Origin of the sequence: Candidatus Defluviilinea proxima (genome assembly GCA_016721115.1) — a bacterium.
GTDB lineage: Bacteria > Chloroflexota > Anaerolineae > Anaerolineales > Villigracilaceae > Defluviilinea > Defluviilinea proxima.
The window spans coordinates 3141605-3158814 of sequence record JADKIW010000001.1 but is presented as its reverse complement, the minus strand read 5'-3'; the positions used below and the strand labels follow the sequence as shown (position 1 = coordinate 3158814).

The 17210-nt window shown below is 49.5% G+C and carries 14 protein-coding genes; 11 read left to right on the top strand and 3 right to left on the bottom strand.

Annotated elements, in window-relative coordinates; translation table 11 throughout:
* The first annotated feature begins 59 nt into the window (after positions 1 to 59).
* From IPP66_14625 to IPP66_14600, 6 genes are all read left to right on the top strand, one after another.
* Positions 60 to 797: a TIGR02206 family membrane protein gene (locus IPP66_14625; protein MBK9926507.1), complete on the top strand. Its 738-nt coding sequence runs from the start codon at positions 60 to 62 to the stop codon at positions 795 to 797.
* Between the two features lie 180 nt (positions 798 to 977).
* Positions 978 to 2087 carry a LysM peptidoglycan-binding domain-containing protein gene (locus tag IPP66_14620; protein ID MBK9926506.1) on the top strand — a complete coding sequence of 370 codons (1110 nt, stop codon included), beginning with the start codon at positions 978 to 980 and terminating at the stop codon, positions 2085 to 2087.
* Entirely contained in the window at positions 2029 to 3639 is a 1611-nt protein-coding gene (locus tag IPP66_14615) for a hypothetical protein (protein ID MBK9926505.1), read from the top strand. The genes IPP66_14620 and IPP66_14615 overlap by 59 nt, the downstream gene beginning before the upstream one ends.
* A gap of 5 nt (positions 3640 to 3644) precedes the next feature.
* Positions 3645 to 4457: a hypothetical protein gene (locus IPP66_14610; GenBank protein ID MBK9926504.1), complete on the top strand. Its 813-nt coding sequence runs from the start codon at positions 3645 to 3647 to the stop codon at positions 4455 to 4457.
* 73 nt (positions 4458 to 4530) lie between these two features.
* On the top strand, positions 4531 to 5415 hold the full coding sequence (locus IPP66_14605) for a hypothetical protein (GenBank protein MBK9926503.1): 885 nt from the start codon (positions 4531 to 4533) through the stop codon (positions 5413 to 5415).
* Between the two features lie 79 nt (positions 5416 to 5494).
* The gene (locus IPP66_14600) at positions 5495 to 6277 is read left to right on the top strand and encodes an SH3 domain-containing protein (protein ID MBK9926502.1); all 783 of its coding nucleotides are present in this window, start codon (positions 5495 to 5497) and stop codon (positions 6275 to 6277) included.
* Between the two features lie 84 nt (positions 6278 to 6361).
* On the opposite strand, the gene typA is transcribed toward IPP66_14600, so the two are convergent.
* Together typA and IPP66_14590 are read right to left on the bottom strand one after the other, a co-directional pair.
* Positions 6362 to 8221, bottom strand: a complete 1860-nt coding sequence (gene typA, locus IPP66_14595; GenBank protein MBK9926501.1) for a translational GTPase TypA — start codon at positions 8219 to 8221, stop codon at positions 6362 to 6364.
* A gap of 236 nt (positions 8222 to 8457) precedes the next feature.
* Positions 8458 to 10161, bottom strand: coding sequence for an SUMF1/EgtB/PvdO family nonheme iron enzyme (locus IPP66_14590; GenBank protein ID MBK9926500.1), 1704 nt, complete (start codon positions 10159 to 10161; stop codon positions 8458 to 8460).
* Positions 10162 to 10524: 363 nt separating this feature from the next.
* Here IPP66_14590 and IPP66_14585 point away from each other — a divergent pair, with 363 nt between their 5' ends.
* The 5 genes from IPP66_14585 to IPP66_14565 all read left to right on the top strand — a co-directional run bounded on the left by IPP66_14585 (position 10525) and on the right by IPP66_14565 (position 16367).
* A complete protein-coding gene (locus IPP66_14585; GenBank protein ID MBK9926499.1) occupies positions 10525 to 12180 on the top strand; it encodes an ABC-F family ATP-binding cassette domain-containing protein in 1656 nt (551 codons plus the stop codon).
* Positions 12181 to 12300: 120 nt separating this feature from the next.
* Complete coding sequence (locus IPP66_14580) at positions 12301 to 13464, top strand: LysM peptidoglycan-binding domain-containing protein (GenBank protein ID MBK9926498.1); 1164 nt, start codon at positions 12301 to 12303, stop codon at positions 13462 to 13464.
* Between the two features lie 177 nt (positions 13465 to 13641).
* Positions 13642 to 14733: a winged helix-turn-helix transcriptional regulator gene (locus tag IPP66_14575; GenBank protein MBK9926497.1), complete on the top strand. Its 1092-nt coding sequence runs from the start codon at positions 13642 to 13644 to the stop codon at positions 14731 to 14733.
* Between the two features lie 28 nt (positions 14734 to 14761).
* Positions 14762 to 15004, top strand: a complete 243-nt coding sequence (locus IPP66_14570; protein ID MBK9926496.1) for a hypothetical protein — start codon at positions 14762 to 14764, stop codon at positions 15002 to 15004.
* Positions 15005 to 15116: 112 nt separating this feature from the next.
* On the top strand, positions 15117 to 16367 hold the full coding sequence (locus tag IPP66_14565) for an MFS transporter (protein ID MBK9926495.1): 1251 nt from the start codon (positions 15117 to 15119) through the stop codon (positions 16365 to 16367).
* Between the two features lie 127 nt (positions 16368 to 16494).
* Here the strand turns inward: IPP66_14565 and IPP66_14560 are convergent, their stop codons facing one another.
* Positions 16495 to 17187, bottom strand: coding sequence for a hypothetical protein (locus IPP66_14560; protein MBK9926494.1), 693 nt, complete (start codon positions 17185 to 17187; stop codon positions 16495 to 16497).
* Positions 17188 to 17210 lie beyond the last annotated feature (23 nt).

Here is a 17210-nt window from a genome sequence, read left to right as displayed (position 1 = left end):
CGTAACGCCGTCAGACCGACAGCGTTTTAATTGCAAATACATCCACAATAGGAGATCGCATGGAACAGTTCTTCGTCAAAGATTACACAGGCGCACCGTTTGAATTATTCGGAAAGGCACACCTCGCAGCATTGGGGTTGGTTGTTGTCGTCGCGCTGTCATTTATCCCTGCCCGCCACTTATGGGATGAGACTGCCAAACGCCGATTTCGATATGCAATGGCAATCTGGATGCTGATCTGGGAAATCAGCTGGCACGCATGGAGCATCTACTACGGGACGTTCACCATTCAAGCCAATCTGCCGCTCCACATTTGTAGTGTATTCGTATGGCTGACGATCATTATGATGTTGAATAAAAACTCGACGATCTACGAACTGGCGTATTTCCTTGGGATTGGCGGAGCGCTTCAGGCCTTACTGACACCTGATGCCGGTATCTATGGCTTTCCCCACTTCCGAGCTTTTCAAACCTTCGCATCGCATGGAGGCATTGTCCTCGCCGCGTTATACATGACCGTTGTCGAATGCTACCGCCCCACATGGAGTTCATTCAAACGCGTCTTCCTATGGACGAATATTTACATGGTCTCTGTCTTCTTCATCAATCTTGCCATCGGCAGTAATTATCTCTTCATCGCCCACAAACCTGAATTTCCATCCCTTATTGACGCGCTTGCACCCTGGCCCTGGTATATCCTCCAACTGGAAATCATCGCGCTGATCGTCTGCCTCGTACTGTATCTACCATTTGCGATCAAGGACCTGGCTACAACCCGCCAACCAGCCATCTCTTAGATTCTGCCACGCGAATGGGAAGTCCAGTACTTTCGGATTAGCGATCACGCACATAATTGATTAAAATTATCCACATTAGTCAAACAAGTGAAGAAACGAGTAGCGCAAGAGTTTATCTTGCGCTGCTCGTTTCCACAACAAAATTGCCCAGCCAGGCCCATACCCAAAAGCGAGGAACCCATGCGCCAAAAACACCTGCAGGTTATTTTGATTCTGATGGTTTTCATTTCATCATGTAACCTACCGATCACACCCACGCCAGCCTCAACACCACAAGCAGTGGAGACCGCAGCCATTAGCATCATGATCGCTCAGCCTGCAAATGGTACAGAATTTCCCGCCTTGGCGCCCGTCCCAGTATCCATACAAGTTTCAGGTGATGTACAAACCATCGAGCTTCTCGCTGATGGCACAACCTTCGAGAACTCAAAAGAACCTAAATTCAACCGTGCCAAATGGAAATGGTTCTCGTCGGCCCCCGGCTTGCACACACTGCAGGCTCGTGCCACCGGTAAAGACGGCATAACCTACACATCCAACTCCATCATCCTCTGGATATCGCCAAACGTATCGCAAAGCACAACACTCTATCAAGCACAAACAGGGGATACACTCACTGGATTGGCAGAACGCTTCAACACAACCCCGGAGCTGATTCTCAATACCAATCCTTTTCTCCCCGCTGACGTTTCCGCTCCGCTTCCGTTGGATCGTCCCATCAAAATATTAAATCGCTATCCTGAAGATATCATCCAAGCTTTCCCCAAATTGGACTTCCCCGGGCAACCCAAGAAAGATGCAGCATCATCAAATTCATCTTCTCAAACAAACTTTCCTCTAAATGCCAAGCTCCCCTTTGACAACAACACGCCACCTCTTTCTCCTGAATTGGTCTTCGTCGACCAGGTCTATTACTACATCTCACTCGATGGCAGTCCCTGGAGTCGCGTACCGCGCAATCAAGGCGAATTCCTCAAACCCAAAAACGGATTCTTTGATCTCGATGAAATTCTCGCCCCGTTGCTGGCATCTGCACCATCCAAAGACATCCACGTCACGGTAGATGCATGGGGCTGGCAAGGTGGGGCACTCGTCCATATCGGACGTTTTGAGCGTATCATTGCCGCCAGCAAAGACAATACCCCTTGGGTCGTTCTACCCGGCCAACTTGAGATCTGCAACGCAGGCACCAATTGCTCACAAGGCGAAGTGACCGGCTCCTTTGCGGAACATGTCACATCCAACGGAGGCAACCATACCCTGCGCTGGCAGGCTCCTCCCGGCGAGTGACGGACTTTGGCAAACTTCAACCCAGCCCTTCACCTCCACTTGTGAATTGGAGCCCGCTTATCTCTACACCAGCGGACACGTAGGTAGCGCAGGGAATAATTCAACCTTCACCGTTGAATTTCCCAAATACTATGGCGAAGATCTGATCTTCTACGCGCGCGTGATCCCTCTGATCAACGGCCAGCCTGATTGCACACCATCCAACACCGCAACACTGACAATTCAAGCACCTGCAAATGTGGTCGTTCCTACAGCGGCTCTGCCACCACCACCGCCTGTTACTTACGATATTGAGATTACAGACTTCAAACCGATTCACTTCCCTGATTACGATTACCGCTATTGCGTCACGATAACAGAAAATCCATACTATGATCCTGCATGGACGTATAACCCATCCAACCTTAATCCCAACGACGTTATAAAAACTTACTGGTATCTAACCGCTCCCGGAACAAACCTTTGCCCCGCACCTTATGTGTATGAAGAACCTTCCACATGGGAAAAGATCGGCAGTTTCCTAAAAGAGGCGGTCAACACAGTTGCGGCCGTGTACAACACGCTCAAAGGCTTCGTTGTAGACATCATCGCCGAATACAACCCCATCTGTCTACAAGCCAATCTCATCACGGAAAGCCAGACAGTGAAAGATGCTTGTCACGCCGTAGCAGAAGTGGCCGTCAACGCTGCGCTGACATATGTCGGGCTTCCGCCATCCTTGCCCAATTACGATGAACTTATCGAAAAAGGCAAAGGCGAGTTAACCGACCTCATCGCCGAACAGATCGCCGAGCAAACAGGCGTTCCCTGCCCTGAAGAATGCAAGGACTTGATCCGTCAGGGTATTGATGCCACCGTTGCCGAAGTGGAATCCCAATTCGCAGACTCAGCCTGCATGGGCGAACAGGAAGCGCACGACAACGGTATCGAACCGCTCTGCCTCCCGCCAGAGGTCAAAGCCAAGCCCATGCATGAAGGGCAACTTGAGCCCGCCGTTATTACAGTACAGCTTACCCGTCGTACCGATGCGCCAGATTCGGCCTTCCCCGACCCGCAGTTGTATAACACGTCATGCGCGGTCAATGTCTCATCCTATGCAGAAAATAATTCCTGGGCAGGTCAACAGGTCTTTATTGGAGCCGATTATCAAACTGGCAACCTACAATACTGGCAAGGCACCCCCATCAGCGGACCGGTCTTTAAAAACGTTCACGTCCCTGTGCCACAACTCGCACCAGGCGAATCCACCAGCCTGACCTTTGCCCTCACAGAAAAACGCGGCGTTTACCCGCCTGGCGGAGATGGGTTCTGGTTACCAGGCCGTGAAGAAATATATGCAGGTCATTACAACGGCTCGCAACTACAAAACTACTACGGAGATATGTACGACGATTGGCAATATCTTTACTTCGGCTCTACCACCACCATGACGGCTCAAGCGGCTTGCTCCACCAGTTTCATCGCACCACCTGCCGGAACCACACCCTTCTCACAATCCACCAGCCAAACCAGTGATGAATGGATCTCACAGATCGCACAGGAAGGCGAATAGAAACTATGAAACGACAGCTTACGTTAACCATCTTGATGATCAGCATATTCGTCTCTGCCTGCGGTGCAACTACAACACCAGAGCCTCAATTCCAAAGCATACCCAATGCGTGGATCGATTCTCCGCTCGAGGGAACAACATTCCCCTTAGGAGAGATCGAGATCGTCTCCCACACAACTGATTTGACAGGGATCGCGCGTGTAGAATTATCTGCAAATGGGCAGGTTGTCCGTACGGACGAAAACCCCGATTCTTCCTTAACTTTGTTTGTGATCGGCCAAAAATGGACTCCATCTCAGCCCGGGCAGTACCTTGTCCAAGTCCGCGGACAGACGACCGGCGGAACCTGGAGCAACTACGCGGCCGTCAACATCACAGTAATCGGCGCGACCCCAACCCCAGTATTCACATCCACGCCAACGCTGGTGCCCACTGCTACATTCACGCCTACCCCACTTCCTACAGATACACCCACGGCAGTACCCACCGCAGATCGCCCAATTTACCAGACGCCAATTATCTCTGGTAATCAGTTGTACAATGTAGAGGGGTGCGGTGGCCCCAATCGCGTACAGGTATCCATTATCATTACGAATACCACAGCCGCTACGCTATACTACTCCATTGGCGGAGGAGAATGGTTTGCAGAGAAAATGACCAACACCAGCGGTGCACAATGGGTTGGTGCGATCCAAAGCAAGCCGTCACTTGGTTCATATACTGGCGATCTGCAATACTATATCCACATGAGTAATGAATCTACGTACGATGAAACGCCAACCTATGGCGGCGTGACCGTCTTGAACTGTAAGCCATAAAAAGCAGTTCAGTATCTACGGATAGATACATCGAATATAAAATCTTGTCTATCAAATTCAAGGAGAGTCTTAAGTGAAATTTAGCAAACCCATATTCATCGTTGCAATGGTCATGATCTTAATCCTGGCTTCGTGCAATCTCCCATCCAGCACCAGCGATGAACAACCATTACAAGAGATCAACACATCGGTAGCACTTACGTTAACCAGCAGAGCACTGCTTACCACGCAAACTCCCAGCCCAACCAGCACGCAGACGCTTGAACCTACAACGGCCATTACATTACCCACTGCAACAGCCGCGCCTGTACAAAATCTCCCCAGCGCCACACCAAATGGAAGTTTCTTTGTTGTGGATATTGGAGCCAATTGCCGCTCTGGTCCAGATACTGTTTATGACAAGATCACTTCGTTTGCCCCCGGTGCATATCTCTCTTTGGCCGGGCGCAATAACGATAAGAGTTGGTGGTATGTTTTGACCGGCTCCACCAACTGCTGGATCTCCGCTTCTACAGGCCACACCACCGGCTCAGTGGACGGATTATCAGTCATTGCCGCTCCACCCACACCTACCGCCGTCGCTAGCAATGGTCCGCTTCTAACCGGCCCGACGGCTCTCGTAGCAGAAATGTCCTATCCATCTAACTGCACCAGCAACATGATCCAAGTCGCCATCCGTGTAACCGACAATGGAAATGGTGTCGATTCAGTTTGGCTAAAATACCGTTACCTCAGTGATGGAGGATATACGGGAAGTTGGCATACAGTCACAGCAAATGACAATGCATCTGGCGGCGTGAACGGATTCATGTACACCATCGGCGCAGAAGCGGCTGGAGAACTCGGTACACAGAATGGTACGTTCCAATATCAGTTCTTCGCCAAAGACAACGCAGGGAATACATCATCCTATCCGAACGGTTCTGTATTGGGTATGCCAATAAAATATTGTCCATAATGGAACGAGAAGCTTGCCCTCGGCGTTATAGGATTAGAATAGATCCAGTATCCAAACGCCGAGGGCAACCATGAGTCACATGAAGCACACAACACGATTAATTTTCACGTCCATTGTTTTAGTTTTAGCGATCCTGGCCTGCAATTTACCGGGCGCGGCAGAACAACCAGCACTTTCTGTCAACGATAAAGCCGCTACCGCCATTGAAGCAACCCTGATGGAAGGCCGTCGTAACGGCGGTGACGTTCCGATCACTGCGACTTTCTCGCAGACGCCAAATCCAACAGCAACCGTGACCAAAGGCCCCACACTTACCATCACACCTACATATTCTGTCCCGATGCTTAAAATCCGCGAACAGACGAATTGCCGCGAAGGGCCAAGCTTGGATTACGAAATACTTTTTGCTTATCTACCGAACAAAAAGCTGGAGATCATTGGACGCTACGATCCAAACAACTACTGGCTTGTGAAATCCAGCGAAAGCCCAACGGGTAGTTGTTGGTTGTGGGGAGAATATGTAGAACTGACCGGCAGTTATTGGGTTGTGCCAACACTCACTCCGCCACCCACGATCACACCTGCACCGCCTGTTGCGCCTTCCGTTAAGAAATGGGACTTTTACTGTAATGCAGTGACTGGTCAGATGGAAGTAACCATCAAGTGGACAGATCAATCAGAAAACGAAGCTGGCTATCGCATCATTCGAGACAATGTAGTGATCGCCGAACTGCCAGCCAACTCCGCTGTGTATACAGAAACCATTCCGTTGGTGGCAGGCGAAAGCGTAACGTATTACATCGAGGCATACAGCCCGGCGGGGTCCGCGAGAAGTACTCCTATCAATTTGACGTGCCCTTAAAATACATCGCAGACTTCTAAAAAGAAAAGCGGTCGCATGAACTCTATAGTTCACGCGACCGCTTGATTTACAAAATAAGTAAATCTATTCTTCCCCCATTTGCTCCTTGATCTTCTTAGTCTGCTTACCACGTTCATCGGTCTTAAGAATGCGCTTGCGAATACGATACGACTCGGGCGTGATCTCGAGCAATTCATCGTCAGAGAGATACTCGATCGCTTCATCAAGAGACATGCGCCGGGGCGGTGTGAGGCGAATTTCCATGTCAGCACCCGCTGAACGGATGTTGGTCAGGTGCTTCTTTTTGCAGACGTTGATGGGCATATCTTGTCCGCGCGTGTTTTCGCCGATGACCATGCCTTCATACACTTTGACGCCTGGGCCAATGAACAGCGTGCCGCGATCTTCCGCGTTCTTCAACGCATACGCAGTGGAGTCGCCTGCTTCCCACGCTACCAACGAGCCGGTCGTGCGTGTGGACATGGGACCAGCCATTTCATCATAGCCGTGGAAGATGGTGTGCATAACGCCTGCGCCACGGGTGGATGTGAGGAACTGATAACGGAAGCCGAGCAAGCCGCGTGTCGGTGCGATGAAGACCATGCGCGTCATTCCTTGACCTTCGTCATGCATCTCCTGCATGAGGCCTCGTCTCACTCCAAGCATTTCCACCACAGCACCGACGGTCTCGTTGCTGGTTTCAATGTGGACTTCTTCAAAGGGTTCGAGTAACGCGCCGTCTTCCGCTTTGTGATAGATCACTTCAGGGCGGGAGACTTGAAATTCGTATCCTTCACGTCGCATGGTTTCGATGAGAATGCCGAGATGCAACTCACCGCGCCCGGAGACCAAAAAGTTTTCAGCGGATTCGGTATCTTCCACGCGCAGAGCAACGTTGGTGCGGAGTTCATCGTAAAGGCGTTCGCGCAGTTTACGCGATGTGCCCCACTTGCCTTCGGTGCCTGCAAACGGAGAGGTATTCACCCCAAACGTCATACGGACCGTGGGCTCTTCCACTTTGATAGTGGGAAGCGCAACAGGATTGGTAGGGTCGGCAAGTGTTTCGCCGATGCCGATCTCGTTCAAACCAACGAGCGAAACGATATCGCCAGCAGTGGCTGACTGAATTTCAACTTTGTTCAAGCCTTGGAAGGTATATAGATATTTAGCTTGTTCTGGGAGGTTACGACCGTCCACAGTCAAGCGTGCAAGTTTCTGGTTGGCCTTGATCGTACCAGCGAAGACACGTCCAATGGCAGTGACACCGCGGTAGTCATCATACCCGAGCATGGTGACAAGCAATTGCAGGGGTGCGTCAGAATCCACTTTGGGCGCAGGGATGTGTTTAAGGATCACGTCAAAGAGAGGCTGAAGGTCAGGGCCCAACTCCGGGGTCAGCCCGGCGCGTTGGTCAATTCCCACAGCGTAAATGACGGGGAAATCCGCTTGTTCTTCGGAAGCGCCAAGTTCGATGAAGAGGTCAAAAGTCTCATTGAGCACGCGGGCAGGCTCAGCATCTTTGCGATCCACTTTGTTGATGACAACGATGGCCTTGTGACCCATCGAGAGGGCCTTCTTGAGAACGAAACGGGTCTGCGGCATGGGACCTTCAGCGGCATCCACGAGCAGGAGCACGCCGTCCACCATGTTCATAACGCGCTCAACCTCGCCGCCAAAGTCGGCATGTCCGGGCGTATCCACGATGTTGATCTTGATGGGCTTGCCAGTGCTGGGGTCGTTGAGCGTGATAGCGGTGTTCTTGGCAAGGATGGTGATACCGCGCTCGCGTTCGAGGTCGTTAGAATCCATGACGCGTTCTTCGACGTGCTGGTTATCACGGAAGGTGTGCGATTGGCGCAAGAGACCATCTACGAGCGTGGTCTTGCCGTGGTCAACGTGCGCGATGATGGCGATGTTTCGGAGATCGGTTCGTTCGATTTGCATGTCTGGCTCTCAGCTTTCAGTAGTTACTTTGGTTTCTTTCATTACAATAATTGGTTTGACCGTGGATCATTGACGATAGACCATAATTCATCGTCCAAGGTCCATTGTCCTTGGTCTGTTATACACACACAAAAACCCCCGACGGGGAAAGGCCGAGGGTTCCTTTTTTGAATTAGATCAAAGCTTTCGGCGTGCGAGTTGTATTTTATCAGATGGATGACGTTTGAGGAAGGGCGTTATTCAGAAGCGTTCATGGCACAGCGGAATCCCAAACCGTAACTGGGCGACATGGGATTCCAATTATTACGCTCGGTAATACTGACATGATATTTATCCATATAATATGAACTGCTGCGCACTACTCGACCATCACCACTGGAGGGTCCCTTAGGATTAGAGACACCATCCTCAAGTGTGGAATAGTAGTCACTTTGATACCAATCACTCACCCATTCCCAAACATTACCAGCCATATCATACGCGCCATACACACTGCGTCCATCAGGATATCTAAAAACCTCAGTCGTATCACCAATTTTTTCGTTGTAATTCAATAAACTATTATTTGGCGGGTTATTACCCCACGGATAAGTCCATCCATCAACACCGCGCGCAGCTTTTTCCCATTCTGCCTCAGTGGGCAACCTACGTTTTGACCATGCACAATAGGCATTTGCGTTTTCCCAAGAAACGTATATAACGGGATAATCATTAAACTGAGCATTACCATAATAATCAGAACGATTGTAGGATTTGGTCTCGGCTGGCGGCTTACAACCATTATCAGAAACACACGCTACATACTGTTTTATCGTTACTTCAGTTTGGTCAATCCAGAAAGCATCCAGTTTTACCTTGTGAACAGGCTGCGCATTTGGATGATCGTCGTCTCCCATTATAAATTCGCCCGCTGGCACGTAAAGGAGAGTTGCGCCGTCTTCACCAGTCAAGGTTGAGCCAATTTCAAAGGCTGGCATTGGAACAATGGTTGCCGTGCTTGTTACTGGTATAGGTGTTTTTGTCGCCAGGCTAATAACAGGTGTCTGCGTGGCTGACAATGTTTGAGTCGACTCAGACAAAGGGGTTTGCGTCGACTCGGGAGAAGCAGGAAGTGATAAGGCACCCCAAATAATCAACGCAAAAATAACAAAGGCCATCAATCCAACACCCCATAACGGAATCTTCTTCATTACTTGCCTGTTGGATTCAGGCTTTACTACGCCGGTTTCTTTTAAGGGTTGCTTGACTTTCGCCTCGTGAGTGGCTTGTCCCTTCTTTGCATTGTTCAACTCCCCACTAACATCACGTTGGGAATTAACCTTCGCAAGGCTTTCGCGTGGAAGTTTTTCTTCCCTAATCTTCTCAACTATTTCAACATGAGCATGTTTTTTAATTTCTTTTTCTTTTTGTTCTAACAATACTGCTTTATTAGCTGCTATCTGCTCTTCCTTAACCACTTTTTGCACTTCATCAGAGACTGGATGTAATACGGCATCCAATGCAATGTTCAAATAACGGCCGCGTAATCTCTCCATGCCTTCCATGAAATAACCAGAAGGGATATCCAAGCCATTGTAGCGATTGATCGTTGATAGTTTCCCTGTTAATTTTTCAACGGCAGTTGGTGAGCCAAAACTAAAACCATCGAAAAACAACGGGATAATGTTACGCTTTTCATCAATTGCTGTTTCGATTTCACGTCTCAGCCAATCGCCCGGGTTGCTACAACGATCCAATGAAGTTGGAGTCAATATCAAAACAAAATGAGCACGTGCCTTGATGTTGCTGACAATGATTTGTTCAAAGTCTCCGCTTGGGATACTGGTATAGTCAAAAAAAACATCATATTTCTGGCTAGTCAAATATTGATACACCGCCAATGCCCAAGAGATGTCCTTGCGACGATAACTGATGAAGACTGTCTTTTCAATGCGCGCCATGTGATATTCCCATCGTACACAAATTATAAGCCATCGAATGAATTAATGCTATAATCCCGCCATTATGAGATACCAAAGTTCTGGCAACACCTTCCTATGCATCGGTGTGCGTGGATTCAACTTCAAGGGCTTCCTCGAATCGCGCCTGTTGCCTGGATGAAATAAGCCCTTCTTTCGTCTATCACGCCGCAGTCGCCTGCGGCGTTTTTGTTTTAATCCAATTATGGTGGTCGAGTAGAGCCGTGTTCGTCGGCTCGTATCGAGACCACCAAGTAAGCAAAACAACTCTTGTTACAAGAATAATCCTGGTTAGTTGTGGTTTCGACTGCTCGCGCTCAACCACCGGAGTAAAATGGAGTACACATGATCTCGATCACAGTTTCAAACGCAAGCCTTATCCTTGGCGCGCACGCCATCTTTCGCGACCTCAGTTGGGAGATCCAGCACGATCAGAAGATCGGCCTCATCGGTCCGAACGGCGCAGGCAAATCATCGCTGTTCAAATTGATCACGGGCGAACACGCCCCCGAAAAAGGCGGGACGGTCATCCGTGCCAAGGGTGTGACGGTCGGATATCTGCCACAACATCCCGAATTCGACCCCAGCCGAACTGCCTTATCTCTTGCGCTGGATGGAAATCCACGCATCAAAGAAATTGACCTAGAACTGCTTCGCCTCGAAGAAAAGTTGGGGGAGCCTGAAGTCTACAACAACCCAAAAGCTCTCGAGCGGACTCTTGAGTCCCAGCAAAAACTTTTGGACGAACTCGAATCCCTTGGCGGGCTGAACTACGAGTCACGTGTTCGCGAGTTACTGCGCGGACTAGGCCTGCCCGAATCCGATTTCGAGAAACCTGTCAGCGCATTGAGCGGTGGACAAAAAAAACTAATCGGGCTGGCACAGCTGCTGTTGTTGCGTCCATCAGTGTTGCTATTGGACGAACCCGATAATCACCTTGATATGCCCGGCAAGGCGTATCTTGAAAAGCTCATCGTCGAGTACCCCGGAGCGGTCGCCATCATTTCACATGACCGTTACATCCTTGATGCGGTCACCACACACATTGCCGAGATCGAAGACGGCAAGATCACAACCTTTATCGGCAACTACACCGAATACATCATCGACAAGGAAGAACGACTCGCGCGGCAGGAAGAGTTGTATCAGATCCAACAACGCGAGATCGGACGATTGGAAATGGCGTTGAAGCGGTATAAAGTGTGGGTCGTATTTAACGATAAATTTGCGACACGCATCCACGCCATGGAGGCGCGTATTGACCGTATCGAAAAGATCGACCGCCCCATACTCGAACGCCGCAAAATGGACTTGGCTCTCAACGGCTGGCGCGGGTCGAATCAGGTTTTGGAATTTGATTCTGTGACGAAAGAATTTTCCCACCGAAAAGTATTGAATAACATCACATTCTTGATTCGGCATGGCGAACGTGTGGGGTTGATCGGTGCAAATGGCGCGGGTAAATCTGTGATGTTGCGTTTGATTCTTGGCGAAGAACACCCCACTCTCGGTGAGATCAAGATCGGACCTAGTGTAAAGGTCGGTTACTACGCGCAAGAGCATGAGACTCTGGATTTTGATAAATCCGTGATCGATACGGTCCGATTGTATGGGAACATGAACGAAGGTCGAGCCGTCTCATTACTAACCCGCTATCTATTCACCTACCAACAAGCAACTCAAAAAGTCGGGTCGCTTTCAGGTGGTGAACGGAGTCGTCTGCAATTAGCTTTACTCGTTCTATCAGGAGCAAACTTCTTGTTACTCGATGAACCAACAAACAACCTCGATATTGCATCTGCAGAAGTGTTAGAGAACGCGCTCGAAGAATTTAACGGGACCGTTCTCGTCATTTCGCATGACCGCTACTTTTTGGATCGAACCGTCAGCCGCATTTTTGAGTTGAAAGACTCAAAGGTCACTGAATATGTCGGCGGATATAGCGATTATGCGGCCAAGGCTGAGGTCAATTTGTTCGGAGCGAAGCAGGCTAAAACATAGAAAGAAGCGGTCTGTCGTCAAAAAGTAGCCGCCAGACTTCGGAAGTCTTGAAGACTTCCGAAGTCTCAGGCAAGTTGTCAAAAATCCCAAAAATTGTTCAATGGTATAATTCCCGCCGTTATGCTTCAAGAAAATAACCCACAAAAAACAAAGGTCTGCCCTACATGCGGAACACGCTTGAGCGAGAATGCTACACGCTGTCTCGTATGCGGCACAGAACTGACGGCGAAAGCCGCTCCAAAATCGAAGAAAGTTGAAACAGGTATGCAGGCAAGCCGCATGCCTGAAATTACGCTCAGCTTACCCGTGGCTCTCGCGGCGCTTGTGATCATTCTATTGGTCGGCGCAGCAGTGGTTTACTTTGTCTTGGGGTCTGGTGTCACTGGCACTACGATCACGGAACCCACGGCCGTAGGGACACCCACAAACACTCCTACCATCACGCCCATTCCAACCGACACCCCAACGCTCACACCTATTCCAACCGAAACGCCTCTACCGCCTATTGAATACCAAGTTAAAGCGGGAGATACCTGCAACGGCCTCGCTTACTTCTTTAGTGTTTCAGTGCAAAGTATTGTCGTGCTCAACAACCTGCCATCGAGTTGTATCATTTCTGAAGGCAAAGTACTGAAAATTCCGTACCCAACAGCCACGCCTGCACCGCCTCCAACAGATGTCCCTAACGAGGCTACACAAACTGCACAGGCTTGTGAAAAAGCTTTTTACACAGTTCAAGAAAATGATTCGCTTTCTGCGATTGCGGCAACTTACAATGTTTCGCAGGATGCAATCAAGTTTTACAACGGTCTCTCATCCGATAATGTTTTTATTGGATCAACGATCGTCATCCCACTATGTGAACGATTTGCCACACCAGGCCCCACCCCCACAGCGACTCTTCCGCCTCCCTATCAGGCCCCGAACCTGCTTCTGCCTGCGGACGGCGCGGCCTTCACCCTTGCCAACGATGTGGTCACATTGCAATGGGCGTCCATTGGCACATTACGAGACAACGAAGCCTATCAGGTAACAATTGAAGATGTGACATCTGGCGAAGGCTTGCGCTTAACAGAATATGTGAAAGACACAAAATACATTGTCCCCAAATCCTTCCGCCCGAATGATAATTTGGCTCATGTGATCCGCTGGTGGGTCAGCACGGTGCGCCAAAACGGTGTGGACGAGCAAGGGAAACCAGTGTACGACTCGGCTGGCGCATTCAGTGATAAGCGCGTGTTCACTTGGGTCGGAGTAGCCGTCGAGGGTACACCCAAGCCATAGGACCGCTGAAACAGGCTGAAGGTCCAAAAAGAACCGAGAATGTTATCCCCGCAGAAATTTATTCTGCGGGGATTTTTTATTCCCAGAAACCTTGACAAATATGCCTATCTGGTTAAAATATTTACATTATTCAATTTTATGAATAATGTAAATATAAGAGAGAAATCGGAGCCATCCATGCCACCCTTCCCAGTTGTCCTTGAAAAACCCGCGTCCAAAACAATTGACGTTTCTCTGGTGCCAACACAAAACATCTTTTCCAGCATGTTTCTTTTGGCAAAGGAAGGCGACGGTACGCCTGGCGTTCACGATTGGGTTGCTAAAACACAAGCGCGGATGAAGAAAAAGGAATTGGAAAATCATCAACTCGCAATGATCGGGTTCTTCTTTGCCCTGATCCCTGATGAAAATGGGATCACCTTCCCTGCCTATTTGGTGCGTCTCGAAAACACGGATCCGATTGCAATCAAGGACAAGTTACTGAATGCATATGCCACCATTTCGCTTGAAAACAAACAGCCAGAAAGCGTGGATTGGGATCAAGTCCTTGCGTCAAGAGAAACCTATATCGCATTCCTCGAAGAACGCTTTGGCAAAGATCATGTTGACATCAAGCTCGAAAGGCGTGCATATGATCTCGTAATGGACCCTCCTGCGCTAAAGGATTTTCTCGTCACTCACTTGAACTGGCTTTGGGAAAACTACCTTGCCCCCGAATGGAAACGCGTACAACCCATGGTGCAGGAATCGGTCCGCGCTTTCAAAAACTTTGACCTGACGAGCATGACTCGCATCGAAGCCGCCAAGTTTGTGACCGGCCAAGAACTGGATGAATCGCGTTGGTGCAAAAAGCTGGATACTGCGGAGCGCATCGTTTTTGTTCCTAACCCACATATTGGCCCCTACAATCATGTAGAGCAAGTTGGCGATACTTTGTATATTACGTTTGGGGCACGCCAACCCGAAGGGACCGGAGAACGCATCCCTGAACTTGACCGCAATGAGATCGTCGCGAGACTCTCAGCACTGGCCGATGATACTCGCCTGCACATCCTTCAACTGGCAACAGAAAGAGGCGAGTTACGTGTACAGGACATCATGGAAGAGACGAACCTGAGCCAGCCAAGCGTCTCACGTTATCTGACCCAACTCACGGTCACAGGTTATTTACAAGAAAGGAGAGAAAACGGATCAAAAGTTTATGTCTTGAACGAAGGTCGTATTGAGAAGACACTCAAGGCCGTCAGCGCCTTTTTATTGAGAAGTTAGCAAGACCTTTTCGCCAAAGGAGTAACAAATGAACAACTGGCATAGTGAATATCTGGCCGAGGATCACCGTCAGGATATTCTCAAACAAAGTGAAAAGAACAGGTTTGCAAAAACAGCCACCCAATCACGAACAAATCAATCAGGCTTGTTCGCGCGGACCATGTACAACTTCGCCAACTGGATGATCGCAACCGGCAAACAGATCCGTAATCGCTACGAGGTTCCTGCTGTTACCTGCCACACCCCACCATCAAACAGTTTTGCCCGCTAACCTGTCCTTTTGACCAGTGTAAAACCATCCCTTCACATGGGTAAATTTACAAAATGATGTTCTATATTTAGAGAAGCAACTCATAGAACGTCGCATTTAATTTTGGAGAAAAATGAATACCTTGCTTGAGAGAACCAAGAAAACTTATAACGAATATCCGCGCGCATTCTGGATATATAACGTCATCGTGTTCATAGATCGACTCGGTGGCTTCATGCTCTACCCATTCTTTGCGCTTTACCTTACCCAAAAATACGATATCGGTATGGCGACAGTGGGCATACTCTTTGCTGTATTCTCTGTTTCAGGCATGGCAGGTTCCGCGCTGGGAGGTGCCATCGCAGACCGCATGGGACGCAAAACTGTCATCATCGCCAGCTTGATCCTTTCTTCGATCAGCGCTCTGGGAATGGGATTCGCTCCCACATTGGCGGTCTTCGTCGCAGTCGTGGTGGTGGTCGGCACACTGAGCAGTATCGGAGGTCCAGCGCATGAAGCGGTTGTAGCAGACCTACTTCCGCCCGATAAACGTGCAGAGGGCTACGGCATCATCCGTGTGGTGTTCAATGTAGCCGTCATCATTGCCCCGCCCATCGCAGGCTTGCTCATCGCACATTCCTATCTCACCCTGTTCGTTGTGGATGCGGTCATCAGCGTTATCGCAGCTAGCATTGTGCTCTTTGCACTGCCCGAAACCAAACCAGAAGCGCATCCTGATGCAAAACCTGAATCAATGAAACAGACCTTTGCAGGGTACGGCCGTGTATTCAAGGATACTCCCTTCCTTGCCTTCGTCGGCGTAAGCGTGATGATGACCCTCGTCTACATGAACATGAACTCCACTTTAGGTGTGTTCCTGCGTGACCAACGTGGTCTGCCTGAGTTCCGCTACAGTTTACTTCTCAGCATCAACGCCATCATCGTTGTTTTCCTCCAGTTCTGGACCACGCGCCGACTCGAAAAATTCAAGCCACTGAACATGATGGCCGCAGGCGCATTCCTTTATGCGATCGGGTTCGCCATGTACGGTTTTGCCAATAGCTTCGTGTTTTTTATCGTAGCCATGGTCGTTATCACGATCGGCGAAATGGTCGTGACGCCGTTCCAGCAATCTATCGTTGCGAACTTTGCCCCTGAAGATATGCGCGGGCGCTACATGGCCGTCTCCGGGCTTACGTGGAGCATCGCATTTACGGTCGGTCCCTATTTCGCTGGGCTGATCCTCGATGGCTCCAACCCCAATCTACTTTGGATCCTTTGCGGGTTTATTGGAACGTTATCCACAATCGGATTTATCGTTCTCAACAAAGTTCATCACTCCCCCGCTCCTTTGATCGAACCTGAGCCAGCCGCAACGGATTAACGCAACATAGGCTCTTCTCCTCACGAAAACGGGACAAGTCATACGCAGGCTTGTCCCGTGACGTTTAAGCGCTTCACTCTTACCCGAAAGCTGGTCCTATCTCGAAAACTTTCTTCTCCCCATATGATTATTGTGTACAGCCAGGGGCAGTTGGCGAACAAGCTGTAGGCGCAACAGGAGCAGGTGCATCAGACGAGGCAGATGAGGGAGACGAGGGAGAGTCTGCTTTCACAGCAAAACAAGTCGTCGACGCCACATCGAGAACATTCGGGACAATGAAAGATCCTTTGTTTGGCGAAACATACACTTTAACAAAGCCACTTTCAGCCGGTAATTTGACCTGTCCCTCGACATCGATTCTGCTGGGGTTTAGATAATCAAACTTCCAGTTGACGGTCATTTCTGAGGTGCTTTTATTTTTCAAATACCAAGCGTTGGTCGAGTCGTAAAGACACATACCCTTATGCTCAACACCCGGGTTCACCAACGCGACAATAGGGGTCGTTGTGACAACTATAGCCTGAATAGGGGTACTGTTTACCATTCCTTGAACAGGCGTGCTTTCATTCACTATTCCCTTAACTGGCTCATCGAAAACAATAGCTTGAATAGGCTCGTCATTATTGGGAGCACCCGCTGTTGCAGTGAGTTCATCCATCCCCCAGAAGAACGGGGTTGGAGTGGCTGTGCTGGGAGCATTCGAGGTGGCAGTAAGTTCATCAACCGCCCAAAAGAATGGGGTTGGGGTAGCCTTGCTGGGTCCGCAGGCAGAAATTAACAAAGTCAAAATAGCAGAGATAATCAAGACGATCTTTTTCATGTATACAACTCCTATGTAATAAT

What these genes read in the sequence shown, in the direction of transcription:
- IPP66_14625 (MBK9926507.1), top strand. Translation starts at nt 60, where the DNA reads ATGGAACAGTTCTTCGTCAAAGATTACACAGGCGCACCGTTTGAATTA.
- IPP66_14620 (MBK9926506.1), top strand. Translation starts at nt 978, where the DNA reads ATGCGCCAAAAACACCTGCAGGTTATTTTGATTCTGATGGTTTTCATT.
- IPP66_14615 (MBK9926505.1), top strand. Translation starts at nt 2,029, where the DNA reads ATGTCACATCCAACGGAGGCAACCATACCCTGCGCTGGCAGGCTCCTC.
- IPP66_14610 (MBK9926504.1), top strand. Translation starts at nt 3,645, where the DNA reads ATGAAACGACAGCTTACGTTAACCATCTTGATGATCAGCATATTCGTC.
- IPP66_14600 (MBK9926502.1), top strand. Translation starts at nt 5,495, where the DNA reads ATGAAGCACACAACACGATTAATTTTCACGTCCATTGTTTTAGTTTTA.
- typA (MBK9926501.1), bottom strand. Translation starts at nt 8,221, where the DNA reads ATGCAAATCGAACGAACCGATCTCCGAAACATCGCCATCATCGCGCAC.
- IPP66_14590 (MBK9926500.1), bottom strand. Translation starts at nt 10,161, where the DNA reads ATGGCGCGCATTGAAAAGACAGTCTTCATCAGTTATCGTCGCAAGGAC.
- IPP66_14585 (MBK9926499.1), top strand. Translation starts at nt 10,525, where the DNA reads ATGATCTCGATCACAGTTTCAAACGCAAGCCTTATCCTTGGCGCGCAC.
- IPP66_14580 (MBK9926498.1), top strand. Translation starts at nt 12,301, where the DNA reads ATGCTTCAAGAAAATAACCCACAAAAAACAAAGGTCTGCCCTACATGC.
- IPP66_14575 (MBK9926497.1), top strand. Translation starts at nt 13,642, where the DNA reads ATGCCACCCTTCCCAGTTGTCCTTGAAAAACCCGCGTCCAAAACAATT.
- IPP66_14570 (MBK9926496.1), top strand. Translation starts at nt 14,762, where the DNA reads ATGAACAACTGGCATAGTGAATATCTGGCCGAGGATCACCGTCAGGAT.
- IPP66_14565 (MBK9926495.1), top strand. Translation starts at nt 15,117, where the DNA reads ATGAATACCTTGCTTGAGAGAACCAAGAAAACTTATAACGAATATCCG.
- IPP66_14560 (MBK9926494.1), bottom strand. Translation starts at nt 17,187, where the DNA reads ATGAAAAAGATCGTCTTGATTATCTCTGCTATTTTGACTTTGTTAATT.